Source organism: Olleya namhaensis (genome assembly GCF_900114005.1).
In the GTDB taxonomy this organism is placed as follows: Bacteria; Bacteroidota; Bacteroidia; order Flavobacteriales; family Flavobacteriaceae; genus Olleya; species Olleya namhaensis.
In genome coordinates, this window is the sequence record NZ_FORM01000001.1 from 651,175 (window position 1) to 676,938 (window position 25,764).

At 33.0% G+C, this 25,764-nt stretch carries 26 protein-coding genes; 11 read left to right on the plus strand and 15 right to left on the minus strand.

The annotated features are described in order from the left end of the window. Positions 1-45: 45 nt before the first annotated feature. Genes BMZ09_RS02865 through BMZ09_RS02880 form a run of 4 tightly spaced genes read left to right on the plus strand, consistent with a single transcriptional unit; the run spans position 46 to position 6,018 of the window. Positions 46-3,135: a VPS10 domain-containing protein gene (locus BMZ09_RS02865; RefSeq protein ID WP_090837307.1), complete on the plus strand. Its 3,090-nt coding sequence runs from the start codon at positions 46-48 to the stop codon at positions 3,133-3,135. Continuing rightward, positions 3,135-3,683 carry a CopD family protein gene (locus BMZ09_RS02870; RefSeq protein WP_090837309.1) on the plus strand — a complete coding sequence of 183 codons (549 nt, stop codon included), beginning with the start codon at positions 3,135-3,137 and terminating at the stop codon, positions 3,681-3,683. Before BMZ09_RS02865 ends, BMZ09_RS02870 begins: the two co-directional genes overlap by 1 nt. A 55-nt stretch (positions 3,684-3,738) precedes the next feature. Further along, on the plus strand, positions 3,739-5,196 hold the full coding sequence (locus tag BMZ09_RS02875; RefSeq protein ID WP_090837311.1) for a sensor histidine kinase: 1,458 nt from the start codon (positions 3,739-3,741) through the stop codon (positions 5,194-5,196). A gap of 39 nt (positions 5,197-5,235) precedes the next feature. Beyond that, positions 5,236-6,018 (plus strand): enoyl-CoA hydratase/isomerase family protein, encoded by a 783-nt coding sequence (locus BMZ09_RS02880; RefSeq protein WP_090837312.1) that lies wholly within the window; start codon positions 5,236-5,238, stop codon positions 6,016-6,018. Between the two features lie 75 nt (positions 6,019-6,093). Here the strand turns inward: BMZ09_RS02880 and BMZ09_RS02885 are convergent, their stop codons facing one another. Further along, positions 6,094-6,690, minus strand: coding sequence for a hypothetical protein (locus BMZ09_RS02885; protein ID WP_090837314.1), 597 nt, complete (start codon positions 6,688-6,690; stop codon positions 6,094-6,096). 200 nt (positions 6,691-6,890) lie between these two features. On the opposite strand from BMZ09_RS02885, the gene BMZ09_RS02890 reads away from it, so the two are divergent. After that, positions 6,891-7,760 (plus strand): AraC family transcriptional regulator, encoded by an 870-nt coding sequence (locus tag BMZ09_RS02890; protein ID WP_090837315.1) that lies wholly within the window; start codon positions 6,891-6,893, stop codon positions 7,758-7,760. 16 nt (positions 7,761-7,776) lie between these two features. After that, entirely contained in the window at positions 7,777-7,950 is a 174-nt protein-coding gene (locus BMZ09_RS16140; protein WP_177183498.1) for a hypothetical protein, read from the plus strand. Between the two features lie 4 nt (positions 7,951-7,954). On the opposite strand, the gene BMZ09_RS02895 is transcribed toward BMZ09_RS16140, so the two are convergent. From BMZ09_RS02895 to BMZ09_RS02910, 4 genes are all read right to left on the minus strand, one after another. Next, positions 7,955-8,611 carry an HD domain-containing protein gene (locus tag BMZ09_RS02895; protein WP_090837316.1) on the minus strand — a complete coding sequence of 219 codons (657 nt, stop codon included), beginning with the start codon at positions 8,609-8,611 and terminating at the stop codon, positions 7,955-7,957. Between the two features lie 3 nt (positions 8,612-8,614). Further along, the gene (locus BMZ09_RS02900; protein WP_090837317.1) at positions 8,615-9,601 is read right to left on the minus strand and encodes an acyl-ACP desaturase; all 987 of its coding nucleotides are present in this window, start codon (positions 9,599-9,601) and stop codon (positions 8,615-8,617) included. Between the two features lie 4 nt (positions 9,602-9,605). Then, positions 9,606-10,343 carry a lysophospholipid acyltransferase family protein gene (locus tag BMZ09_RS02905; RefSeq protein ID WP_090837319.1) on the minus strand — a complete coding sequence of 246 codons (738 nt, stop codon included), beginning with the start codon at positions 10,341-10,343 and terminating at the stop codon, positions 9,606-9,608. Between the two features lie 109 nt (positions 10,344-10,452). Beyond that, positions 10,453-10,863: a BrxA/BrxB family bacilliredoxin gene (locus BMZ09_RS02910; protein ID WP_090837321.1), complete on the minus strand. Its 411-nt coding sequence runs from the start codon at positions 10,861-10,863 to the stop codon at positions 10,453-10,455. Positions 10,864-11,115: 252 nt separating this feature from the next. Here BMZ09_RS02910 and BMZ09_RS02915 point away from each other — a divergent pair, with 252 nt between their 5' ends. The 3 genes from BMZ09_RS02915 to BMZ09_RS02925 all read left to right on the plus strand — a co-directional run bounded on the left by BMZ09_RS02915 (position 11,116) and on the right by BMZ09_RS02925 (position 14,658). Continuing rightward, positions 11,116-11,910, plus strand: a complete 795-nt coding sequence (locus BMZ09_RS02915) for a J domain-containing protein (protein ID WP_090837323.1) — start codon at positions 11,116-11,118, stop codon at positions 11,908-11,910. A 177-nt stretch (positions 11,911-12,087) separates the two neighbouring features. Beyond that, the gene (locus BMZ09_RS02920; RefSeq protein ID WP_090837324.1) at positions 12,088-12,621 is read left to right on the plus strand and encodes an RNA polymerase sigma factor; all 534 of its coding nucleotides are present in this window, start codon (positions 12,088-12,090) and stop codon (positions 12,619-12,621) included. A 12-nt stretch (positions 12,622-12,633) separates the two neighbouring features. After that, positions 12,634-14,658, plus strand: a complete 2,025-nt coding sequence (locus BMZ09_RS02925; RefSeq protein ID WP_090837325.1) for an energy transducer TonB — start codon at positions 12,634-12,636, stop codon at positions 14,656-14,658. Here BMZ09_RS02925 and BMZ09_RS02930 read toward each other — a convergent pair. The 7 genes from BMZ09_RS02930 to BMZ09_RS02960 form a co-directional block, all read right to left on the minus strand. Next, positions 14,648-15,820, minus strand: coding sequence for a hypothetical protein (locus BMZ09_RS02930; protein ID WP_090837326.1), 1,173 nt, complete (start codon positions 15,818-15,820; stop codon positions 14,648-14,650). The genes BMZ09_RS02925 and BMZ09_RS02930 overlap by 11 nt on opposite strands. 18 nt (positions 15,821-15,838) lie before the next feature. Then, positions 15,839-16,999 carry a metal ABC transporter permease gene (locus BMZ09_RS02935; RefSeq protein WP_090837328.1) on the minus strand — a complete coding sequence of 387 codons (1,161 nt, stop codon included), beginning with the start codon at positions 16,997-16,999 and terminating at the stop codon, positions 15,839-15,841. Further along, positions 16,992-18,119 carry a metal ABC transporter permease gene (locus BMZ09_RS02940; protein ID WP_090837329.1) on the minus strand — a complete coding sequence of 376 codons (1,128 nt, stop codon included), beginning with the start codon at positions 18,117-18,119 and terminating at the stop codon, positions 16,992-16,994. The genes BMZ09_RS02935 and BMZ09_RS02940 overlap by 8 nt, the downstream gene beginning before the upstream one ends. Continuing rightward, positions 18,119-18,856 carry a metal ABC transporter ATP-binding protein gene (locus tag BMZ09_RS02945; protein WP_090837394.1) on the minus strand — a complete coding sequence of 246 codons (738 nt, stop codon included), beginning with the start codon at positions 18,854-18,856 and terminating at the stop codon, positions 18,119-18,121. The genes BMZ09_RS02940 and BMZ09_RS02945 overlap by 1 nt, the downstream gene beginning before the upstream one ends. 200 nt (positions 18,857-19,056) lie before the next feature. After that, entirely contained in the window at positions 19,057-19,968 is a 912-nt protein-coding gene (locus tag BMZ09_RS02950) for a metal ABC transporter solute-binding protein, Zn/Mn family (RefSeq protein WP_090837331.1), read from the minus strand. 1 nt (position 19,969) lies between these two features. After that, a complete protein-coding gene (locus tag BMZ09_RS02955) occupies positions 19,970-20,779 on the minus strand; it encodes a transporter (RefSeq protein ID WP_090837333.1) in 810 nt (269 codons plus the stop codon). Continuing rightward, positions 20,766-21,425, minus strand: coding sequence for a metal-dependent transcriptional regulator (locus BMZ09_RS02960; RefSeq protein ID WP_090837335.1), 660 nt, complete (start codon positions 21,423-21,425; stop codon positions 20,766-20,768). The genes BMZ09_RS02955 and BMZ09_RS02960 overlap by 14 nt, the downstream gene beginning before the upstream one ends. Before the next feature lie 120 nt (positions 21,426-21,545). Between BMZ09_RS02960 and BMZ09_RS02965 the strand changes: the two genes are divergently transcribed. Both BMZ09_RS02965 and BMZ09_RS02970 read left to right on the plus strand, forming a co-directional pair. Continuing rightward, entirely contained in the window at positions 21,546-21,953 is a 408-nt protein-coding gene (locus BMZ09_RS02965) for a hypothetical protein (RefSeq protein WP_090837336.1), read from the plus strand. Between the two features lie 42 nt (positions 21,954-21,995). Next, a complete protein-coding gene (locus tag BMZ09_RS02970) occupies positions 21,996-22,538 on the plus strand; it encodes a hypothetical protein (RefSeq protein ID WP_143067781.1) in 543 nt (180 codons plus the stop codon). 132 nt (positions 22,539-22,670) lie between these two features. On the opposite strand, the gene feoB is transcribed toward BMZ09_RS02970, so the two are convergent. From feoB to BMZ09_RS02990, 3 genes are all read right to left on the minus strand, one after another. Next, on the minus strand, positions 22,671-24,770 hold the full coding sequence (gene feoB, locus BMZ09_RS02980) for a ferrous iron transport protein B (RefSeq protein ID WP_090837341.1): 2,100 nt from the start codon (positions 24,768-24,770) through the stop codon (positions 22,671-22,673). After that, positions 24,770-25,000: a FeoA family protein gene (locus BMZ09_RS02985; RefSeq protein ID WP_090837343.1), complete on the minus strand. Its 231-nt coding sequence runs from the start codon at positions 24,998-25,000 to the stop codon at positions 24,770-24,772. Before BMZ09_RS02985 ends, feoB begins: the two co-directional genes overlap by 1 nt. Before the next feature lie 72 nt (positions 25,001-25,072). Further along, a complete protein-coding gene (locus BMZ09_RS02990; protein WP_090837344.1) occupies positions 25,073-25,747 on the minus strand; it encodes an SCO family protein in 675 nt (224 codons plus the stop codon). Positions 25,748-25,764 lie beyond the last annotated feature (17 nt).

Below are 25,764 nucleotides of genomic sequence, written 5' to 3' on the forward strand. Positions count from 1 at the left end.
TAATAATTCTTATTTTTACTATTCGCAACCTAATTCAACCTTAAAATGAATACTTTAAAATCACTATTATTTCTTTTTTTAATAGGACTTTCATCCGTATCCAACGCACAAACTGTAAACCCATCTGATTATTCTGGTTTAGAATATAGATTATTGGGGCCTTTTCGTGGCGGAAGAAGTGCAGCTGTAACAGGTGTACCAAACCAACCTAATTTGTATTATTTTGGTTCAACTGGAGGTGGAATATGGAAAACTTTGGACGGTGGACGTCATTGGAATAATATTTCAGATGATTTTTTTGGAGGAAGTATTGGGTCAATATCAGTTTCAAAAAGTGATCCAAACGTCATTTATGTTGGAGGAGGAGAAAAAACAGTTCGTGGTAATGTATCTTCGGGATATGGTGTTTTTAAAAGTGTAGATGCTGGAAAAACTTGGTCAGCCTCTGGCTTAAAAAACTCAAGACATATTCCTAGGCTTGTTATAGATCCTACAAATCATGATGTGGTTTACGCAGGTGTTTTAGGTAATATTTATAAACCTACTCAAGATCGTGGTGTGTATAAAAGTACAGATGGTGGCGCTACTTGGAAAAAAACACTATTTGTAAACGATCAAGCAGGAGTTGTAGATTTAATAATAGATCCAACCAATCCAAGAATAGTGTATGCATCAACATGGCGTGTGCAACGTACGCCTTACAGTTTAAGTTCTGGTGGGTCAGGTTCTGGATTATGGAAAAGTACTGATAAAGGAGAAACATGGGTTGAGATTTCTAAAAACAATGGATTTCCAGAAGGGACTTTAGGAATTATAGGCGTAACAGTATCGCCATTAAATAGCCAACGTGTTTGGGCAATTATTGAAACCAAAGATAAAGGGGGTTTATATAGAAGTGATGACGGAGGAGAAACTTGGAAGCAAGTTAACAGCGAGCGTAAACTGCGCCAACGCGCTTGGTATTATACGCGGTTGTATGCTGACACCAAAGACGTAGATGCTGTTTATGTTTTAAACGTGCGTTACCATAAAAGTACGGATGGCGGAAAGACTTTTGATACTTATAACGCACCGCACGGTGATCATCATGATTTATGGATTGCTCCGGAGGACCCTAATAGAATGATTATTGGTGATGATGGAGGAGCGCAAGTAACTTATGATGGAGGAGAAACTTGGAGTACATACCACAATCAACCAACATCGCAGTTTTATCGTGTGACTACAGATAACCATTCTCCGTATCGTATTTATGCGGCGCAACAAGACAATTCTACTGTCAGAATTCCGCATCGTACGGAAGGTTGGTCCATTACAGAAGACGATTGGGAGGATACAGCAGGAGGAGAGTCTGCGCATATTGCAGTAGATCCAGAGGATAATGATATTATTTATGGAGGTAGTTATGATGGGTTTTTAACCCGAAAAAATCATCGTACCGGTACTGTTAGGGCAATTAATGTCTGGCCAGATAACCCAATGGGTCATGGCGCAGAGGGTATGAAATATCGTTTTCAGTGGAATTTTCCAATCATTTTTTCTAAACATAATCCCGACAGATTATATACGTTTTCACAACATGTACATGTTACAGAAAATGAAGGACAATCTTGGCAAATTATAAGTCCGGACTTAACCAGAAATGATCCAGAAAAATTAAAATCTTCTGGAGGACCAATTACTCAAGATAATACATCTGTAGAGTATTATTGTACCATTTTTGCAGCACAGGAGTCTCCTGTAACAGAAGGCTTACTTTGGGTTGGTAGTGATGATGGGTTAATACACGTTACCAAGGATGGCGGAAAAAACTGGTCTAACGTTACGCCTAAAGGCATGCCAGATTGGATGATGATAAATAGTATAGAGCCAAGTAATTTTGATGCAGGGACTTGTTATGTGGCAGGGACTAAATATAAAACTGGCGATTTTACACCGTATTTGTATAAAACTACGGATTACGGTAACACATGGAAAAAAATAACAAATGGTATTCCGGACGAGCATTTTACAAGAGTGCTTCGTGAAGACCCAAAACAAAAAGGATTGTTGTATGCTGGAACAGAGACTGGATTGTATGTGTCATTTAATGATGGTAAAAACTGGCAATCATTTCAGCTTAATTTACCAATTGTTCCTATTACAGATTTGACAATAAAAGACAATAATTTAATAGTTGCTACCCAAGGTCGTAGCTTGTGGATTTTGGATGATTTATCAGTGATTCATCAAATGTCAAAATCTAGTTATAGTGACGTACAATTGTATCAGCCTAAACCAACGTATAGAATGCGTGGTGGTTCTTCTAAAAATAATAATACAAGTGGTACAAATCATCCAAATGGAGTAATGACGTATTTCAATTTAAAAAATTATATAGACGGAGATACAGTAAGTTTAACTTATTTTGATGCAAAAGGAGATACTATTAAAACGGTGTCTACTAAAAATAAAAAGAAAGATAAATTAGACGTAAAAAAAGGACTTAACCAATTTGTTTGGGATATGACTTATGACGGGGCTGAAAAGTTAGACGGAATGATTTTATGGTGGGCAAGTTTAGAAGGTCCAAAAGCTGCACCGGGAACATATAAGGTTGATTTAAATGTCAACGGTTCTAATGTTTTGCAACCTTTTACTATAGTTGCTAATCCAAATTCAGAAAGTACGCAAGAGGATATGGAGCAGCAGTTTGTGTTTATCAAGGATATAAATAACACCATAGATAATGCGCATAAAGCCATTAAAAAAATGCGTAAGGTCAGTGCGCAATTAACTGCTTTTGAAACACAATATAAAGATGATGATAGTTTAAAAGACTTGTTAGAAAAAGCTAAAAGTCTAAAGGCTAAATTTACTGAAATTGAAGAAGCATTATACCAAACAAAAAACAAGAGTGGGCAGGATCCTTTAAATTTCCCTATTAGATTGACCAATAAATTAGGGCATCTAAACGCCTTAGTTAGAATGGGGGATTTTGCGCCAACCGAACAAGATATAGCAGTAAAAAACCAATTAACGTCTAAAATTAATACACAGTTAAAGTCTTTTAATACTTTAATTACGGATGAGGTTACGGGCTTTAATTCCGCGTTTAACGCAAAACAACTTAATTATTTATTTGTTCAAGACTAATGGAGTATTACAATTACATAAAAGCGCTACACTTAATATTTGTAGTCACTTGGTTTGCCGGTTTATTTTATATCCCTAGATTATTTGTGTATCAAATAGAGGCATTTCATAAACCGTCTCCGGATAAAGAAATTTTAGGCGTTCAGCTTAAATTAATGGCTAAAAGACTGTGGTTTATTATCACCTGGCCAAGTGCTATTTTGGCTACTATTTTTGCAATTTGGTTATTAATATTACAGCCTTTTTGGTTGCAACAACCATGGATGCATGTTAAGCTGACGTTTGTTGCTTTATTGTTTTTATATCAATTTCAAACGCATGTTTACTTTAAGCAATTACAAAACGATGTCGTTAAAAAAACATCTAATTTTATGCGTATGTATAATGAGGGGGCAACCTTTATTTTATTTGCAGTTGTCTTTTTAGTGATATTAAAAAGTGCTATAAATTGGATTTTTGGTGTTATCGCTATTTTTGTTTTAGGTCTATTATTAATGATAGGGTTTAAGGTTTATAAGCGTATTAGGGATAAAAATCCAAACGCATAGTTATCACATAATACCATCTGTCTATTTTTGGTTTGATTATTGCTATATTTAAACAATGAAAATATCTAAACTCTCCTTACGTCTTCGTATATTTTTTGCAATGATTTTCTTGGTGCTTTTAGCGTCCATTTTAATTGCATTGGTAGCAGCATATCAGTATTCTGAAGAAACACAAGATTACCACGAACAAAGATTAGAGCGTAAAGAAAAAAATATAAAAAGACACTTAGATTTTGTTATTAGGGAAACCACTTTTGAGGTTATTCCAGAAAAATTACCTTTAATTTTTAAAGACGAAATCTATAAAATTGCGGATATCCATGGGCTTAAACTTAATTTGTACGATTTAGAAGGGACGCTGCTAATTTCTTCAAAAGCTAGTTTACCTCAAGATACTATAGAGGGGTGTATTGATGCTAATATTTTAAATAAGTTATCTCAAAGTGCTGGACATAAACATGTTGTGCTTAGAGAAGAAAAAGGGGAAAACTTTAGATCATCTTATACGTATATAACCGATCAGAAATTTAAACCTCTAGCCATTTTAAATTTACCTTATTTAGAAAATGATGATTTTTTATCAAGAGAACTTTACGAGTTTTTTGAGCGTCTAGGTTACACGTACATTTTAATGTTAATTATTGCAATTGCATTGGCTTACTTTTTGTCAAAATACATTACCAGAACACTGAAGACTATTAGTGACAAAATGAATCAAACCCGATTTGAAAAGCGTAACGAAAAAATTGAAATAGAAAGCACCACGGAAGAGATTGCAACACTTGTAAAGTCATACAATAGTATGATTGACCAAATAGAAGAAAGTGCTGTTAAATTGGCTAAAAGTGAGCGTGAACAAGCTTGGAGAGAGATGGCTAAGCAAGTCGCGCACGAGATTAAAAATCCATTGACGCCAATGCGATTAACAGTGCAAAGCTTTCAACGTAAGTTTAACCCTGAAGATCCAGAGATTATTGGAAAGTTAGACGAGTATAGTAAAACTTTAATTCAGCAAATAGATACTATGAGTGCTATAGCAGGTGCATTTTCTAACTTTGCAAAAATGCCAGCGCAGCAAAAAGAAATGCTAAACGTAGTAAAAGTTGTGGATTTAGCATTGGATATTTTTAATGAAGATTACATCGAGTTTCATCCTGAGAAAGACGAAATTATTGCAAAACTAGATCGTACGCAGTTAATTAGAGTAATTACAAACTTGGTTAAAAATGGTATTCAAGCTATTCCGGATCATAAAACACCTCAGATTTTAGTTAATGTTTTTGAAAATGAAAATGAAGTAGTAATAACTATTTCGGATAACGGAAATGGGATTGCTGAAGAAAATAGATCTAAAGTTTTTGAGCCTAAATTTACAACTAAGTCCAGTGGTATGGGGCTTGGGTTGGCAATGGTTAAAAATATAGTAGAAACTTATCAAGGAACAATTACCTTTGTAACACAAACGGATATTGGAACAACATTTACAGTAGCCTTTCCTAAAGAATTAAAATAATTTTTTTCGCTGTAGCGGAAATAATAAATAACAAATATTATGAATTTCGAAAACATACTTAGTAGTACACAAAACGGAATAACAACCATTACTATCAACAGACCGTCAAAATTAAATGCTTTAAACAAAGCCACTATTTTTGAATTACATGAAGCTTTTGATGCAGCTAATAAAGATGCCGACACTAAAGTGATTATAGTTACAGGTAGCGGTGAAAAAGCGTTTGTAGCTGGTGCAGATATTAGCGAGTTTGCAAATTTCACTGTTGAAAACGGAGGGAAGTTAGCAGCAAAAGGACAAGAGGTTTTATTCGATTTTGTTCAAAATTTAAGCACACCAGTAATTGCAGCAGTTAATGGTTTTGCACTTGGAGGAGGTTTAGAATTGGCAATGGCAGCTCATTTTAGAGTGGCAAGTGATAATGCTAAAATGGGATTACCAGAAGTAAGCTTAGGGGTTATACCTGGTTATGGTGGTACGCAACGTTTACCGCAATTAGTAGGTAAAGGACGTGCAATGGAAATGGTTATGACAGCTGGTATGATAGATGCTGCAACAGCATTAAGTTATGGTTTGGTTAATCACGTAGTAACTCAAGAGGAGTTAATACCGTTAGCGGAAAAGATTGCGAGTAAAATAATGAGAAACTCGTCAGTAGCAATTGGCAAAGCAATTCAAGCTGTAAACGCTAATTATACTGATGGTGTTAATGGTTTTAATATCGAAATAGAGCAGTTTGGTGCTTGTTTTGGAACTGAAGATTTTAAAGAAGGTACAACAGCCTTTTTAGAAAAACGTAAAGCAGCCTTTCCTGGAAAGTAATTTCTAAGAAAGTTATAGTATAAAAAAAAGACGCCCTAGGGCGTCTTTTTTTATTGTTTTGGGGCAATGATATTATTAAAAGTTGAATGTCGATATAAATGATCTTCCGTTAGCTGTAACAACAACCTCATACGTTTCGTCTTTATCTTCTAAAAGCTTAAATTTTTTCCCAACAGTTGTTGTGTTTTCAAATGTTTCAGAATAAATCTTTTCGTTTGCATTTTTTGCGCTATCATAAAATATTTCGATTGTATAATCTGCAGCTTCTAAATTTTGTGCAGTAATATAAATCGTATTATCCTTGCTAGTTACTTTAGGCTTATTAACTACAGTTAATTGTGCTTTATTAAAAGTTACTACAGTAGCATCCACTGTAAAAGGATAAACTCTAATTTGATTTTGCTTATCTAATTCAAAAATATAGTTTCCGTCAGGTAAAGTAGTTAAGTCAAAAGACTTGTTATACTTACCATTTTCTAGAATAGCTTCTTTGTATAGAATTAGTCCAAAAGCATCTTTAACCATTAACTGGTCACCTTGACTAACATTGTCAAACATTAATATTGTTTTACCATCTTCTTCATTAGATAAAAAAGCGATCTCTGTTGCGTTACTGCTTAGCGTAGCAAATACGATTGCTAAAGCTAAAATGTGTTTTGTAAATTTTTTCATAATAAATCGTTTTAATGATTATGGGTGCAAAGTTAGAATAGAAGAGTAGTTCTAATAACAAGAGAATTGGCAAGTTTATATGCTATATTAACAAGATGAGGTTTTACGAAAACGTTATAGGTTAAAATAACACACAATAGTGCTAAATTAGCATATAACTATAAAGCGATATGTTGTAATTTTGCAGAAACATTTTACTATTGAATACAAAGCCTACATTAAAAAAAATAACACCAACATTTGGTAGTTCAATAATTGCGGTCCAAAAAACCAAAAAACGTAAGCGCAGCGAGGCGTTTTGGCATTTTCATCCTGAGGTAGAGATGGTTTATGTTAATAAAGGAAAAGGGCGTAGGCATATTGGTAATCACTTATCTTACTTTAATAATAGTCAATTGATTCTTATTGGATCTAATTTACCTCACAATGGTTTTACAGATCGTTTAACTTCTAAAGGAAAAGAAACGTTAGTCCAGTTTCATCCTCAATTTTTAGGCGAATCTTTAAATGCTTTGCCAGAAATGAAAAACATCGTGCAATTATTAGAGCGCGCTAAAAACGGAATTTTATATAAACAAGAAATTAAAAAAGTAGTTGGTCCTAAAATAGAAAGATTGCCTAAATATGAAGGTATAAAGCGTGTGACTAAGTTGCTTGAAATATTAGAATTGCTTGCGTTGACAGATGATTATACGGTTTTAAATGAAAATGGTTACGTATTTGAAACACAACCACAAGACACAGATAAGATAGATAAGATCTATAAATATGTGAACAAAAATTTTCAGAATCATATTACATTGGATCAGATATCTGATGAGGTTAGTATGACTGTACCTGCATTTTGTCGCTATTTTAAAAAAGTAACAAGTAAAACCTTTACACAGTTTGTTAACGAGTATCGCGTATTTTATGCCACTAAATTATTAACCGAAAGTCAAAGTAGTATTACCGATATATGTTTTGAATGTGGTTTTAATAACTTCTCTCACTTTAATAAAGTCTTTAATGAGGTGGTTGGTAAAAGTGCCTCAAAATACAGAAACGAAATTAAGTCAATGGTACATTAAATAACACCTAAAAGAGATGGATGATAAAATAGAAATAGCATTAAGTTATTACGGTCAAAAACAGAAACAAATTCTTGATGCAGTAAATTTGAGTAGTAATTTAACAGCAGATCAAATTATTAGTTTTGGAGAGGAGATGTCTATTTTAGAATATAAAATTACAGCATTAGAAGTTGCTAAAGAAAACTAGTTAGTTACCTTTTTCCTTCCCATTCAGCATCAAATTGCTGTAAAAAGTCAACCATGTATTGGTGTCTTTGTTTTGCTATTTTTCCACCGGTTTTGGTGTTCATCATATCCTTTAAAAGTAGCAGTTTTTCGTAAAAATGATTAATTGTCGGTGCGTTAGAAGCTTTGTATTCCGCTTTAGTCAGATTTAAATTTGGTTTAATTTCTGGATTGTAAAGGGCTCTGTTTTTAAAGCCGCCATAATTAAAGGTGCGTGAAATACCAATAGCGCCAATAGCATCCAATCGGTCTGCATCTTGCACAACGTCCAACTCGATAGATTTAAATGCGTTTTCTGTGCCTATATTAGAGCTGTAGGATATGTTTTCAATAATCTTTATAACATGATTAATGGTAGCGGAGTCTACATTGTGTTTTAATAAGAAAGCACCAGCTACTTTTGGACCAATAGTACTATCTCCATTATGGAATTTACTATCTGCAATATCATGAAGTAATGCACCCAGCGTAACAACTAACAGGTCTACTGTTTCGCCTTTTGCAATTAAAAGCGCGTTTTTGTAAACGCGCTCTATATGAAACCAATCGTGTCCACCTTCAGCATCCTTTAAAGTCTCCTTTACAAAGGTTTTTGTCGCTTCAATTAATGCTTGGTTTGACATCTGTTATAATTTTGCAGGTTCTACCCATTTAAATTGGTAAGAGTTTTCAGGTATTTTAATGCGGTCTGCCAAACGCAACATTCTGCTTGGAAGTTTCATTAAATAATCACGTGCCTTTTCAGCCTCGTCATTTAGGTCCGTAATTTTATCAATTTCCCAACGCTTGATTAGTTTTTGTAAAATCTCTATATAATCCATAGAGGTATAAACCCCAATACGTTGTGCAGTGTTAGAAAACTCGTCAAAAACAGTGCTAACTTTACCTCCAGATTCTCTTAAAAAATGAGCAGGCATTGTTATTTTTTGTTTCATCATGTATTGAAATGCTAACATCATTTGACTAGGATCCACTTTAAAAATACGCTCAACAAATTCGCTGTAAGCATGATGGTGTCTCATCTCGTCTCCCGAAATAATTTTACACATTCTGGACAATTGCTTATTCCCTTTTTCTTTAGCCAATTTTGCAACACGATTGTGTGACACGTAGGTTGCTAGCTCTTGAAAACTAGTGTAAACAAAGTTTTTATAAGGGTCTCTTGCGGTACCAATATCAAAGCCATCAGCAATAAGGTGCTGCGTAGTTTGTTCTATTTCGCGCATGTTAACACGTCCAGAAAGATATAAGTATTTGTTAAGCACATCACCATGACGGTTTTCCTCGCCAGTCCAATGTCTAATCCATTTTGCCCAACCGTTTTTTCCGTCTTGTTCAACACCTTCAATATCCATTAACCAAGACTCGTAAGTTGGTAATGCTTCTTCAGTAATCATATCTCCAACTAAAACTACCCAAAAATCATAAGGTAACTCTTTAGATAATTCTCTGATTTCTTTTACTTCTTCAAAAAAGTTAGGGCCTTCAGAGTTTGGTAAAAAATCAGAAGGTTGCCAAATTTTTTCGACAGGTATTAAATATTTTTCTATTAAAGAATCTATATCTTTTTCTAGAAAAGACATCACCTCTAATCTTACATTTTTTAATGACATAATATTATATTTTAATACTGTTTTTAATAGTAGTTTCTATGTGGTCTAGTAAGCTTTGTGTATCACTAAATTCACTTGGTTTTACCGGTTTATGCGCGGTAAATGTTATGTTATTACCAATTCCTAAAGGAAACTTGCCATAACGTAAGTTTTTCCAAGAATTATTTATGGTAACCGGTATGATAACAGCGCTCGGTATATATTTTATTAACGTTTCTAAACCTTTTGTGTGGAATGGTTTTGGTTTGCCATCACGACTTCTTGTGCCTTCTGGGAATATTACCGCAGCACGATTTGTAGATTCTATATAATCTCCAAATTTTCTGATGGCAACAATAGCTTGTCTTGGATTTTTTCTGTCAATTAAAACAGAACCACCATGGCGTAAGTTGTAAGAAACGCTTGGTAATCCTTTACCTAACTCTTTTTTACTTACAAATTTAACGTGGTGTTTTCTAAAATACCACATCATTGGCGGTATGTCTGCCATACTTTGGTGATTAGATACGATAATTACAGGTTGCGAATTATCTAAATTGTATGGATTGGTAAACTTATGGGTAGTTCCTAAAAGGTTTACGCAACGCATTAAGGAAAATTGTAAAAGGTCTACACTTGTTTTATGTGCTTTATAACCTAGCACATTAAAACAAAACCATTGTATAGGATGAAAAACAAGTAAAGACAACCCAAAAAATAGGTAATAAATACATGATAATGGGTATGCTAAAAGTTTTCTCATTTTTTGTTAAAAAATCTATCTCCCAAAAATAGAAAAACCACGTTTAAAAAACGTGGTTTTTCTGTAATACTTAGCTTAAAAAAAGCTAATGTTTTGCTCTAGAAGTATCTTAACAATGCACATTGTAAGCATCCATAAGGTTTTCTGCAATTAATTCTGCAGGTCTTCCTTCAATATGGTGACGCTCTAACATATGTACTAATTCTCCGTCTTTAAACAATGCCATACATGGCGAGCTTGGAGGAAAAGGTACCATGTGCGCTCTTGCTTGATCAACAGCTTCTTTATCAACACCTGCAAAAACCGTTACAATATGTGCTGGTTTTTTGTCATTTGCTAAACTCATTGATGCTCCTGGTCTTGCATTTGCTGCTGCACAACCACAAACTGAATTTACAACTACTAAAGTTGTTCCTTCTTTTGCAATGGCAGTATTAACTGCTTCAGCTGTATGTAATTCTTCAAAACCTACTTTGGTTAAGTCCTCACGCATTGGTTTTACTAATTCTGCTGGATACATATTCTTGTAATTTTTTATTTATAAATCTATCTCATGCAAAGATAATCAAAAACCGTGCAAAAATTATTATGGCCTGACCTTATAACACTTATGGTGTCATAAGGTCAGGCTATCGCTACTCGCTCTCTGCGAGGAGCGATAGCCTGACCGCTCCATCCTTAACGCACCATGCTAGTTGCATCAGTAACAAATCAGATTTAAAGTATACTAACAAAGTAGTATATTTACTTTTTTAAAATTAGAACAATATTTATGGCTGGATTAAAATGGATAGGCGCAACTTTAGGATGGACATTAGGTGGACCAATTGGAGCTATTATAGGCTTGGCGCTTGGTAGTTTAGGAGATGCTATGGCAGGTAAAGGAAACTTGCTAGGAGACGGAAATCCTAATACACAACAAAGACGTCAACCTAATTACAGGACAAAACCAAATTACAGAACACAGCAACAGCGTCGCGCACAAACAACTTCAGGAGATTTTGAAGTTAGTTTACTAATCTTAGCCTCCGTAATTATAAAAGCAGATGGCGTACAAGATCAACGCGAATTGGATTTTGTACGTAGTAAATTTGTAGAGCTTTATGGTAAAGATCGTGCAAATAAAGCCTTCAAATTATTTAAAAGTATAAGTAACCAAAACGTGTCAACAAGAGATGTTTGTGCTCAAATCCAACAAATGATGGATCACGCATCGCGTTTACAATTATTGCATTTTCTATTCGGAATAGCAAAAGCAGATGGCATGGTTACGGATGATGAGGAAGATCAAGTGCAAAGAATATCTAATTATTTAGGCATTAGCAGTCGTGATTATTCAAGTATAAAAGCCATGTTTTATAACAGTAGTGATAATGCTTATAAAATCTTAGAAATAGACAAAACAGCAACTACAGATCAAATCAAAAAAGCTTACCGTAAAATGGCTAAAAAATACCACCCAGATCGTGTAGAGCATTTAGGAGAAGAGCATAGAAAAGGAGCCGAAGAAAAATTTAAGCAGGTCCAAAAGGCTTATGAGTTTTTGCAAGATGAAAGACGATTTTAAAAAAAAAGTGAGTACTAAATAGTTTTATTTTCTACTTGCTTACTTCTCTGTCATTCCGAGGACGCAGGACGTGGCAATCTTTTTTGCCGAATAGATAGATTGCTTTACTTTGTAAGCAATGAAAAAAAATGGAGGAGACCTTTTTAAGTTTTGACCATTAAAGAGTAAAGATATTTTATGAATGATAAAAAAATATTAGAATTCTTTAAAACGGGTCAACGTGACAAAGCGTTTAAGCAACTGTATAGTTTATATCCTAGAATAGAAAAACTAGTCTTATCCAAAGGCGGAAAAAAGTCTGACGCACAAGATGTGTTTCAGGAAGCATTAATTATCCTCAACCGTAATTTAGAACAGTCCGATTTTATATTAACCGCTTCATTTTACACTTATTTGTATTCCGTATCCAGGTTTGTTTGGAAGGACATGCAAACCAAATTTACTACTCAAGAACTTCACGATTTAAAAGATAACGAGGTCTCAATATTTCAACATGTATTAGAAGAAAAAAAGTATCGCTTTGCCGAGAACGCTTTTCGCGAATTAGGAGAACGATGTCAACAGTTGTTACAACTGTTTTATGTACAAAAAATAAGCTTTTCTGATATTGCAACGATGATGCAATTTAAGTCAGAAAAAGTGGCTAAAAACCAAAAGTACAAGTGCTTGAAAAAAGCGAAGGACATCTATCAAAATAATACCCAATCTTAATTCGGCACAATCATGGAAAATCATATCTCGCAAATAGAATTAATCAATCAATACATAGACAAGCAATTGTCTGCAACTGAAAGTTTAAATTTTGAAAATCAATTAGAATCTAATCCAAAGTTTATTACCCTTTACCAAGAGCAATTAATTTTTATTGAAGGCTTAAAACGCACACAATTAAAATTAGAAATAGCATCTGCTAAGCGCAGTTATATTAAGACAAAGTGGCTTAAAATTATAGGTTTGGTAATAGTGGTTTTAGGACTGTTGTTTTTGTGTTATAGTTTGTTTTTTAATCAATCAAATAATGAGAATCAATTAGAGTCTTTTCAAAATGAAAAACGTATTGGAACTGAAACTTCAGTAATACTAACGGACTCTTCAAAACACAAATTTGTAGTTATTAGAAAAACGGAAAAAACTATTTTTAATGATGTATTGACAAGACAATTTGGGTCTCATATTTATACAGATACTGTGTTGTCAGAAAACTTAGGTTCTTTTACTAAAACAGAATTTGATATTAAATTTCCTAAACTAACAACACTAAAACCAGTTAATGATACTTTAATAATTAAAGAAACGGTTGTGCGTCAAAAAGCAGTTTCAGAAGTAAAATTAGCTACAGTGCAACAGGAAAATGTAGTTTCGGTTAAAGAAGATGTTGAGGTTTTAAAAACATCTAAAAACACAAGTAAAAGCTTTATTTCGTTTTATAATTCAGTAAAAAAAGCACCACAGATTATAGAAATTAATACTGAAAAAGAAACGACTATTACCTGTAAAGAAGGCACGGTTTTAAGTATTCCTGCTAAATGTTTTGTAGATGCTAAAACAGGTAAGTTAGCTAGGGGTATTGTTGCATTACAAGTTACAGAATATTACAAATTGTCTGATATGTTACTGGCTAATTTAACCACCAAATCTGATGACAAACCATTAGAAACTGGTGGAATGTTGTATGTAAAAGCTTTTAAAGATAATAGCCAGTTACAATTAAAATCAGGAAGTTTAATTGAATATAAATTCCCTGCAAACAACAAGAAAAGAGGTATGGAGCTTTTTTTAGGAGAAAAAACTAATGCAGGGGTGAACTGGAATTTAGAAAATAAACCAAATACAACCACTGCTGTTTTAACTTCTGAGGAAGTGGTTTTTTTGGAAGAAGTCGAAGATGTAGAAGTGCCAATAGATGTTGTAGAAGTAGTGCCAACATTTCCTGGTTGCGAAAATAGTACTAATACTGAAAAAATCAAATGCTTCAAAGAAGCATTATCAAACCTAGTGTCTAAAAATTTTGATATTGGGTTGGCAGAAGAGTTAAACCTATCAGGAAAGCATAGAATTAGAACGTATTTTAAAATTGATAAAAATGGTGACGTAATAGATATTCAAGCTTCAGCTGCTAATACTGCTTTGGCTAATGAAGCTATTAGAGTTTTAAAATTAATTCCAAAGTTAAAATCAGGAACACAACGTGGTAAACCGGTTATTGTACCTTATGGATTACCTATGCAATTTACTTTAGATGGTAGCACAAAAAACAACCCAAGTCTTATAACTGTAAAAGACAAAACGTCTTTTGAGAGAAAATTTGAAGAACGAATAAAAAGTAGAGACTCCACTACTACAGGATTAGTTGGGACAGTTACATCTAGCGATGTGTCTAGATATGCTTTTTATGGCTCAAAATTAGGTTGGATTAATTGCGATCGTTTTATAGGAAGCAGTAAAAACGCCATCAAATTTAAACTTAAAATTAAAAACGCTAATGGTGCAAATGTCAAGATGGTCTTTAAATCTTTAAACTCGATTTTACCAAGTAGAAACGTTAATGATAGTTATGATTTTGGCACAGTTAGAGCAAATGAAGCAGTTGTTTTAGTCGCTATTAAAAAGGTTGATGATAGATTGTTTTTAGGACTTAAAGAGGCTAAAGTTGAAGCGATTTCAGAGTTAGACATAGACTTTAAAGAGGTTAGTCTAGACGAATTAAAAACAGAATTACGAAAATTAAATAAGGATTTTAATTTATAGTATTAATATTTAAACCTAAAAAGTTTCCGTTTTCTTCAATCAAGCTATTAAAATGAGGAATTGAGTAATTCCAAATTGACTTATTTGGTATTTCTTTTTTAATGGAATTTTGTTCTTCAATATTTAATTCATCAAATGCTTTTTTGTGTTTTAATAAGACATTTTCATTTCTAATATTTTTATAACACAGATTAATAGTTGCGTTCATTTTCATAAATGAATTATAGTCTGAATCTAAATCATAAAGAGAAATAATTAACTTATCTCCTCTAATACTTTTTTCTATTAAAGCTTTTAATTCTGAAATATCAAGCTCTTTTTTGTTATTAAAAATCTTGTTTTTATTAAGCTTTAATATTAAAATATTTGATTCTTTAATTAAAGAAAATGGAGGAGGAGGTGGAGCTAAATTACTAGTTATTTTAGAAAAATATTTATCGTTTTCAATCTCAGGAGGTAACTTAAGATTCAATGTCTCATAACTGTAAAATGGTTCGTGTTTATCAAAATTTATATTGATGTTATTAACCAATGCTATTTTAAGTTTATTCATATACTGAAACCAGCAAAGCATCTTTTCAATTTCAAGCATTTTTGCATTTTTATCACAAAATAGAAGGATAGAGCTTTTATAATCATGCTTTTCATGATGATCATGTAAAAATCTTTTTAAATCTTTAAAATTTGAGTATTTATCGTTAAGATTTAGTGAGTATTGTTTGTTATCTCTTCTCTGACCATATTTAATTATATAAGTAATATTAGAGATTTTATATTTTGTAAAGTCTGAATCTATTTTAGGTAAATTAATACTTACAAAATTATCTTCACGTAAAAATTCACTATTTACTATAGTGTCATTTGTTTTGAATACTCTAAAGTGTTTATTAAAAATAAGAGTGTCTTTATCAAATTTAGTTTTAAATTTTAAACCGTTAAATTCTAACTTATTGTTTGAGAATTTTACAGGAAAAGAACTCCAATAATCAAAATAGAGATACCTAAACTTTATAGAATCTTTGCTGATTTTAACACGAGATGGAACATCTCCATCTTCTGTTATTGAGGTGCTCCAATCATAAGTCCAATCACCATAATGTTTTTTTTCATTATTACATGAAAAGAAGAGTGTGAAAAAGCATAGCGCAAAAAATAGTCTCATATATTAAAGGTAATAATTCTACCCTCTAAACAAAAAGAAATCGTCTTTCATATCCTCTATTTGAGCATCTTCATTAGTTATAATATAGTCAATAGCCTTAGAGGTAAATGCATCTCCTTTTTCGGTTAAAGAAACAATGTTATTATCTATAATAATCATGTTATTTTTTTGAGCTAATTCTAAAACATTTTTCGCTCTTACTTTATGCCAATTTATATGCTCGCGTAAATGATTTACGTGACGTTCTTCAAGTTCGTTATGATTTTTTAAGTGCAATAAAAAAGTTAAAAGACTTACTTCTGTACGTTGTTGTTTTTCGCGATACATAACTGCTATTACACCTTTGTTTGGTGCAAATAAATACACTGCTAAAAATAACAAACCAAGCATTGTGGTTATTGATCCAGCTATAGAAGCGTCTAATTTGTGTGCTAGCCAATAGCCAGAAATGGCACTAAATACGCCAAAAAACATAGCTAAACCTAACATCTTTTTTAAATTGGTAGTTAATAAGTAAGCGGTTGCAGCAGGTGCAATCATTAAAGCGACTACTAATATGGCGCCAACAGCGTCAAAAGCTCCTACTGTGGTAACAGAAGACACTGTCATTAACCCGTAATGTATAATTGCAGGAGAGAAGCCAAGAGAGGCGGCTAATCCTTTGTCAAATGTGCTAACTTTAAGTTCCTTGAAAAAGGCAATTAACAATGTAATTGTAATTAATAAAATAGTTCCGATAATCCATAACGACTTTGGGCCAATATCTACTCCTGAAATTATTAGCCTATCAAAAGGCGCTAAAGCTAGTTCTCCAACCAAAACAGCATCAACATCCAAGTGGACGTCATTAGCGTTTTTAGCAATTAAAATAACACCAATACTAAACAAAGCCGGAAAAACTAATCCTATGGCAGTGTCCTCTTTTACTAAGCCTGTTTTTTGAATATATTCTACTAAAACTACGGTTATTACTCCTGTAAAAGCAGCTAAAACTATAAGTAGAGGCGAATTTAAATCTTGTGTGATAAAAAATCCAATTACAATACCGGGTAAGATAGAATGGCTTATCGCGTCACTGATCATTGCCATTTTACGTAGTACTAAAAAGGTTCCAGGAATAGCGCAAGCTATAGCAACTAAACTGGCAATTAATTGTATTTCTATTTGAGCGCTATTCATCTTCTGTAGCTTGTTTTGTGTATAAATTTGCAGCTGTTGTAAAACCAATTTCGGTTAAACTCCACATATTTCCATCTAGTGTTACGTAATTTTTTTCGACTAACTTTTGAAGTGTTTTACGCGTAAACCCTTGAAAATTATTTAATAGTTTAATCGCGTGAGGATGCGAAATATTGTCATGTGTTTCTGCAATATGATGCATAAATGCTAAGGTTTTGTGTAATTCTAAATCGCGTCTGTTTTTTATAAATCGTATTTGTTTAAATAGCAGTCCTCGACTAGGAGAAAATACAAATGAAAACACCACAAATACTGAGGCAACTAAAACAATAACTGGTCCTGTTGATAGATTGGTTTGACTAGCACTTATTGCTGTGCCAAAGACACCGGAAAAGGCACCAAAAATAGCCGCTAAAAACACCATTTTAGATAAGCTATTGGTCCATTGTCTTGCAGCAGCAGCAGGCGCTAGAAGCATTGCGCTCATTAATACAACACCTACGGTTTGTAGTCCTAAAACAATCGCTAAAACTATAAATGTTGTGATTAAAACATCAATAAATTTTGTGTTAAATCCTAATGTTTTTGTGTAGTCTGCATCAAAAAGCAAGATTTTAAATTCTTTCCAAAATAATAGCAATACAAATAGGCATAACGCTGTAACTGTTGCCATCATCCAAACATCACTTTCTACTAATGTTGCTGCTTGACCAAATAAATACTTGTCTAATCCTGCTTGATTTGCGTTGGGTTGTTTTTGTATAAAGGTTAGCAATAGCATTCCGAATCCAAAAAACAAAGACAAAATTAGCCCTAAGGCTGTGTCACTTTTTAAGTGCGTTTTTTTGACAATGCTTCTAATCCAAAAGGTTCCAATTAAACCGCTTACTAAAGCGCCTAAAAGTAGAGTGTTACTGTCTTTTGCGCCTGTTATTAAAAAGGCAATTGCAATGCCTGGTAACGCAGCGTGTGATATGGCGTCACCTAGTAGACTTTGTTTTCTTAGTACAGCAAAGCTTCCAAGCATACCAGTTACTGCTCCTAAAATAGCAGTTCCTAGTGTGATGGTTCTTAATGTATAGTCGCTAAAGACTAAAGAAAAATATTCTTGTAAATCCATTATTCTTGAATACTTACTTTGTAGTTAATACCGTAAGTCTTGGTTAGATTATCATCATTAAAGATGTCTTTTACTGGGCCTGTTGCAATTTTCTTCACATTTAAAAAAGTAACCCAATCAAAATATTCTGGAACAGTTTGTAAATCATGATGTACTACGATTACTGTTTTTCCCGCTTTACGTAATTCTTTTAAAATATTAATTATTGCAATTTCTGTGGTGGCATCAACACCTTGAAAAGGCTCGTCCATAAAATAGATTGATGCGTTTTGCACTAGTGCTCGTGCTAAAAATATACGTTGCTGTTGCCCACCTGATAATTGACTAATTTGCCTGCTTTTAAAGGGTAGCATGCCTACTTTTTCTAAAGCTTCTAGTGCTGCTTTCTTTTCTTTTTGTCCTGGACGTTTTATCCAACCCAAACTACCATAAGTCCCCATAGTAACAACATCTAAAGCTGTGGTTGGAAAATCCCAATCTACACTTCCTTTTTGTGGTACGTAGGCAACTAATTTGCGTTGCTTGTCGTACGGTTTGTCGTAAATAGTTACACTACCAGCTATAGGTTTTAATATACCTAAAATAGATTTTATTAGTGTCGATTTACCAGCTCCGTTTGGTCCAACAATGGCCATAAGGACACCTTCTGGGATTTCTAAATCAATATCCCAAAGTACCGGTTTGTAGTTGTATGCTACTGTAAGGTCGTCTACTTTTACTGCTATTTTTTGTTTCATAACCATTTCCCAAGTCATTGGGAGCTTTATTTAATTCAAAATATATTCATTTTTTACTTATTCAAAAAACGAATTAAAAAAATATACTTTTAGCAAACCTATTTTTTAGTTAGTGTTGCATCATCCTGAACTTGTTTCAGGGTCTCATTGTTTGTTTTACTTTGTATAAATCAAAGTTTTTTTATTAGCTATTTGCTAACTTATTTAAGTGCATTTACAATGGTGTTTACATTGTACTCAAACATACCAATGTAAGTCCCTTCTATAGTTCCAGCACTTCCTAAGGCATCAGAATATAGTGTTCCTCCAATTTTTACATCATGACCTTTTGAGTTTACTGCTTCTTGTAAGGCTTCAATAGTGCGTTTTGGTACTGAACTTTCTATAAAAACAGCTTTTACTTTTTTGTCTATTATAAATTTAGCTAAATTTTGTACATCTTTTACACCAGCTTCTGTTGCTGTAGATAGACCTTGTAAACCAACAACTTCAAAACCATAGTTTTTACCAAAGTAATTAAATGCATCGTGTGCTGTTACTAGAATCCTTTTGTCTTCAGGCAGGGTTTGTATGGTCGCTATCACCTTTTTTTGAAGAGTCTCTAGTTTTTCTATAAAAATGGTTTCGTTTGCTTTGTAAAAGGATGCGTTTTTTGCATCTTTTTCAGATAAAACTGCGGTTACTTTTTTTGCGAATTGTTTAAAATAAGCGATGTTAAACCAAACGTGAGGATCGTAATTAGAGGCAAAATAATCAGACCCAATCAAGGTTGCTTTATCTATTTCTTCTCCTAAAGCTATTGGGGTTTTTGTGTTACTACCCATTTTTTCAAACACTTCTACAAGCTTTCCTTCTAGGTGTAATCCGTTATAAAATATAACGTCTGCATTGACTAATTTGGTTACGTCACCTTCGCTTGCTTTGTATAAATGTGGATCTACACCGCTTCCCATTAAACCATTTATGTTAATAGAATCTCCCCCAATATTTCTTACCAAATCCGTAATCATAGATGTGGTAGTGACTATGTTTAGTTTACCGTTCTCTTTTTTGTTAGTGTTACAGCTTAATAGTGTGACTAAAACTAATAGTATAAGTAAATATTTTTTCATGTTATTTTATGTTATTTGATGGTATTCTAAAGCTTAATCCTGCACTTAGTAATAGATCTTTTCCTTTGGTAATACTTGATCCAACTGTTGCGTCTAATTGTAAATTGTTAGTTATTAAATAAGTTAATCCAGCATCCCAAAGATGATTTGCTTTGTGGTTTTCTGGTAAGTCACCATAAAGTTCTGCGTAAGCACCTAGTTTATCTGTAATACCTTGTCCGAATGCAATAGTGTAGACATATGATACTTCTGGCGAATCACTTCCCCAAGCTGCTCCTAAATTGTAAGATAAACTAGAATTATCACTTAATGTATGTGCAAAAGCAAACCTAAAATCAACACCCGTTGTTTCTGGTTTAAAATCTGTGCTAGCGGTAAATGGTAGATATAAATGTCCTAAAAGGCCAATTTCTGGAAACAATCCATTTTCTTTAGCGATGCTAGTTTTGATTCCTAGCAATAAAGGAGAAAAACCACTTATAATATTGTCTATTTGATTGCCATTAATTGATGTTGAACTTTCTGTAAAGTCCCATCCTAATCGTAATTCTAAATTATCTAATAAACCGTAACGCACTAATGTTGTGTTGTACGTGTAGTTTTCTGTTTTGATTTTATGCTCTTCAAAAGTATCATAAAAAGCACCTGTTTCGACTTGTATGTGCCCTTTAGGCATAGCGTTAGGAGACTCCGTCGCATCAGGTCTATCTGTAATTAATGGCTCTAATGCAGTGTTGTCTTGCGCTATTGCAGAAATCGAAAGCGCTAACCCTGTAATTATGGAGGCTATTGGCGTTTTAGTCAGTTTCATTAACGTAAATTATTTTTGTAAAATCTTGGTTTAAAAGAATCGTGTTATTATTTATTGAAATTTGAGTCATTTTGTTTTTACTAAACTGCTTAATTACGGTTAGTTTATTTCCGTATTTTAAACCATTTATAGCGCAAAAATCAAAAAACTCTTTATCATCACTCATTAATCTGGCGATGATATATGTTTTGTTTTCCTTGGTTTTAGACAATGATACAGACGTGTCTTTTGTAGTTATTTCGCCATTTTCGTTGGGAATAGGATCCCCATGTGGATCAAATTTTGGATTACCCAAAAAGGCACTAATTGTATTTGCTAAAAAATCTGAAGTTTCGTGTTCTAGTAGTTCCGCTTCACGATGTATTTCATGCAAGGACATATCAAACGTTTTGTGTAAAAAAGCTTCCCAAAGTCTATGTTTTCTAATAACTTTTAATGCTAATTTTTCACCTTCGTCAGTTAACTGTAAGGCTTTGTATTTTTGATAATCTACTAGGTTTTTAGCAGCTAAACTTTTTGCCATATCAGTGGCTGCAGCATTAGAAATGCCTAGTAATTTGGCTATGTTGCCTGGTTTTGTATCTGTAATATCGTTGATTTTACTTTTGTAGATTGCTTTTACAAAATTTTCTATTGCTACTGACATTTATTATTGCTTTAATAAATTTTTAAGGTTGCTTAAATATTTTTCAAATGTAACTAAAATTTCGTTAATTCAATAAAGTGTCATGGTTTAAGTTGTTATATTGGTGTTAAATTATTTAAAATGAAATACCTATCCGTATTATTCTTGCTTTGTTTTACTAGTGTAGTTTCTGCTCAAGATTCGACTTTAGTTGCATTAGAAACCCCTAAACTATCAATAGGATTGGTTGAAGGAGGTAGTTATATGCATGAGTATGTAACCGTTAAATTCATTAAAGTTATTCAAGATTCGAGATGTCCAAAAAACGTTATGTGTATCCGTGCTGGAGAAGCAGAAGTGCTTATCGGGATTTATAAAAATGGATTATTATTGGAAGAGAAATCAATTATTGTTAGACCAAATACACGGTTGTTAACTTTGTATTCTAACGCTGAGGTTATCGTGTCTGCTGTTAATTTGTTTCCTTATCCAAAGGAGGTAGGAACTGTTAGTGATCGGTCTTATGTTTTGGATTTGCTTTTTGAATAGTGGTAGGGTATGATTTTTGATAATTATCTGAAAACCAATTTTATGAAACCTTCTGTAATTGTCCTGCTTTTTGTTTTTGTAACCTCTTGTATTCCTGTAAAAATTGCGCCTACTATAGCAGGTGATAGGATTATGGTTGCTAAAAAGTTTAAACGGAAGTTGCCTAAACAATATTCGTTAATCTTTGAAGATCCTAAAGAAGCTAACGAGTTCTATAATTTTATCAATACAAAGTATCAATTAAATCATGTAAATGTTGAAAGTAACGTTGCTTTTAAGATTGAAGATCAACCGTTTTATTTTTCGTTTTATGAAACAAGTAAAGATACTAAGACTATTAATTTAGTGCCGATTTTAGTAGATGCTAAAAGAGATGCTAACGGGAATGATCCGTTATTTTTTGATAAATATAGCTCCAGAAAAGGTAAGTGGTATTTGGTGCTGACTGCTACGGATTATGATAGTAACGATTGTTTAAATCCTAAACACGCTAATTCTAAAATAATCGAAAAATATCTTAGAGATTTAAGAGTAGAATATCTTAATACTAGTAATTATATCGAGTCTATGTTGCGAAACAATTAATGACAACCACAGTCGTCCGTTCCGCAAGCTTTTTTTGATTTCGTTTTAACGAAATACTTTTTATAAAGAAAAAACAAAGCAAACCCTAAGGTGATAAAAACTAGTATGTTTTGAATAACTGTGTTCATAATATTATTTTAAAAATTGATATGCTATTAATGCCGAAATGTAGGCTATAGCTGTCATGATTACTAATTGTAATGTTGGCCATTTCCAAGTGTTAGTTTCTTTTTTTACAACAGCTAAAGTACTCATGCATTGCATTGCAAATGCATAAAATAGTAGTAGCGATATACCGGATGCAAAATTAAATAATGGACCACCTAAAATAGGGTTGACTTCTCCTGCCATTCTGTTTTTAATGGTGTCTTCATCATCGTTACCAACACTATAAATAGTCGCTAAAGTACCAACAAAAACTTCTCTTGCAGCAAAACTACTAACAATAGCAATTCCTATTTTCCAATCGTAACCTAGTGGTCTAATTACAGGCTCAATAGCATGTCCTGCAATACCTATAAACGAGTGTTCTAGTTTTTGAGAGGCTATTTTTTGATTTAATTCTTCTTCGTTTAAATTTTGCGAAGCATATTCTGTTTTAACAATATTTTCTGCATCATTAAAGGCGTCTCCTGGACCGTAAGATGCCAAGAACCAAAGGATGATTGAGATGGCTAATATTATTTTTCCTGCTCCAAATACAAATGATTTCGTTTTTTCTAAAACGGTAATGGCAACATTTTTGAATAGCGGTAATTTGTAATTTGGCATTTCTACCACAAAAAACGTTTTACTTTTTATTTTTAAGACCTTGTTTAATATGTAAGCCGAAATAACTGCAGCTCCAAACCCTAATAAATACAGTAGCATTAAGGTTAAAGCTTGGTAACTTAATCCAAGAAAGCGTCCTTCAGGAATAACAAGAGCAATGATTATTAAATATACAGGTAGTCTTGCAGAACACGTTGTAAAAGGTGTTACTAAAATTGTAATTAAGCGTTCTTTCCAGCTTTCAATATTTCTTGTGGCCATAATTGCAGGAATAGCACAAGCAGTTCCTGAGATTAAAGGTACAATACTTTTACCACTTAAGCCAAAACGACGCATGACTCTGTCCATTAAAAAAACGACACGACTCATATATCCAGTTTCTTCTAAAATGGCTATAAACAGGAATAAAAACGCTATTTGAGGTATAAAAATGACTATTCCTCCTAATCCTGATATAATTCCTTCGGCTAATAAATTTGTAAAAGCACCTTCTGGAAGTGTGTTTTTAACCCAATCACTTAGACTTGCAAATACACCATCAATAAAGTCCATTGGTATCGTAGACCAGTCATAAATAGCTTGAAAAATAAGTAGTAATATTAAAAAGAATATTAAGTAACCCCAGACTTTATGGGTTAAAATACGATCAAATTTTGTACGTAAATCTTTAGCTTGACTAGCGTCTATGGTTTGTCCTTTTTTAAGCGTGTTATTTATAAATTGGTAACGCTTAATGGTCTCTTTTTGCTGAAGACGTTTTAGGTCACTTTTAGATTTAGTTTTAAAACTAGCAAGTGCCTCGACTTCGTTTCTGTCCATTTTACCAAAATTTACATCTTGGGTAATAACCAACCATAATTTGTAAAGCAATTGACTAGGAAAAGCCTGTCTTAGTTTGTCAAAGTAGTCTGTGTCAATTTCTGAGGCATTTAAACATGGTGTTGTTGACAGGTCTCTGTAATTTGAAATTAATAACTTTAAGTTGTCAATACCTTCGTTTTTACGAGTACTAATAACTGCTATTTTTGTTTTTAATTCCTGTTCTAAATGTTCAATATCTAATGAAATCCCTTTGTATTTCATTCTGTCAGCCATATTAATGACTAAGATGGTAGGGATTTCTAAATCTTTTATTTGTGTAAAAAGTAGTAAGTTTCGTTTTAAGTTTTCAACATCACTAACTACTACTGCAACATCAGGAAAATCTTTGTCGTTTTTGTTTAGAAGTAATTCGATGACTACGTTTTCGTCTAAAGACGACGCGTTTAAGCTGTAAGTACCCGGTAAATCAATGATATGTGCTTTTACACCTCTTGGCAATTTGCAAATACCTTCTTTTTTTTCTACTGTAATCCCAGGGTAATTTCCCACTTTCTGATTTAACCCCGTTAAGGCATTAAAAACAGATGTTTTTCCTGTATTTGGATTACCAATTAAGGCGATGTTTATTTGCTTGCTCATTACACTTGTTTTTCAATGATAATATGAATAGCAGTTTCTTTTCTGATTGCTAAATGGCTCCCGTTTATATTTAAATATAATGGATCGGAAAAAGGTGCTACTTGTACCAACTCGACACTATTGCCTGGTAAACACCCCATTTCTAGGAGTTTTAATGGAATTAAATGCGAGGAAACGTCTATAATTATAGCGCGTTCTCCTCTTTTTAGTGTGTCTAGTGTGTTATCCAAGCTTATTTAGATTGATTTTAAAGAAGCAAAAGTATGAGAAAATTTCAGCTTAAAAAAATTGAGAGCAAAAAACTACTCTTCGTATTCTTTTTTTAACTTTTTGATATCATTTAAAAGTGTGGTGATATCTTCCGTTTTTGTGCCATCATAATAGCCTCGAATTTGACTTTTTTTGTCTATTAGCATAAAATTTTCTGTGTGTACCATTCCGTAGTCATCAGGCATTCCGTCGTCTTTAACTGCTAAATAGCTTTTCCTAGCTAGTCTGTAAATTTCGCCTTTATCACCAGTAACTAAATTCCATTTTTTGTCATTTACTCCTTTTTTAATGGCATAACGTTTTAACTGTTCTACGGTATCAATATCTGGAGTGACAGAGTAGGATAATAGCATCACATCGTCATCATTCAATACTTCTTTTTGGATAGTTTCCATATTACCTGTCATAATTGGACAGATGGTTTGGCATGTTGTAAAAAAGAAATCGGCGACATAAATTTTATCTTTATAGTCCGCTTGAGTTATTGTTTTACCGTTTTGATTAGTCATACTAAAATCGGCAATTTTATGGTATTTTATTTTGTGCTGTATGGTACTGTCAACCAATTCTGTGTTTACCATTGCAGGTTGGTAAATAGGTAGGGGTTTGTCTACTTTTAGGATGTTATAAAAAATAGACATTATAATGATTGAAATTATGCCGAATACAATCGCAAATAATTTATAATCTTTAAAAAACGAAAGCATTTTTAGTGTTTTAGGTT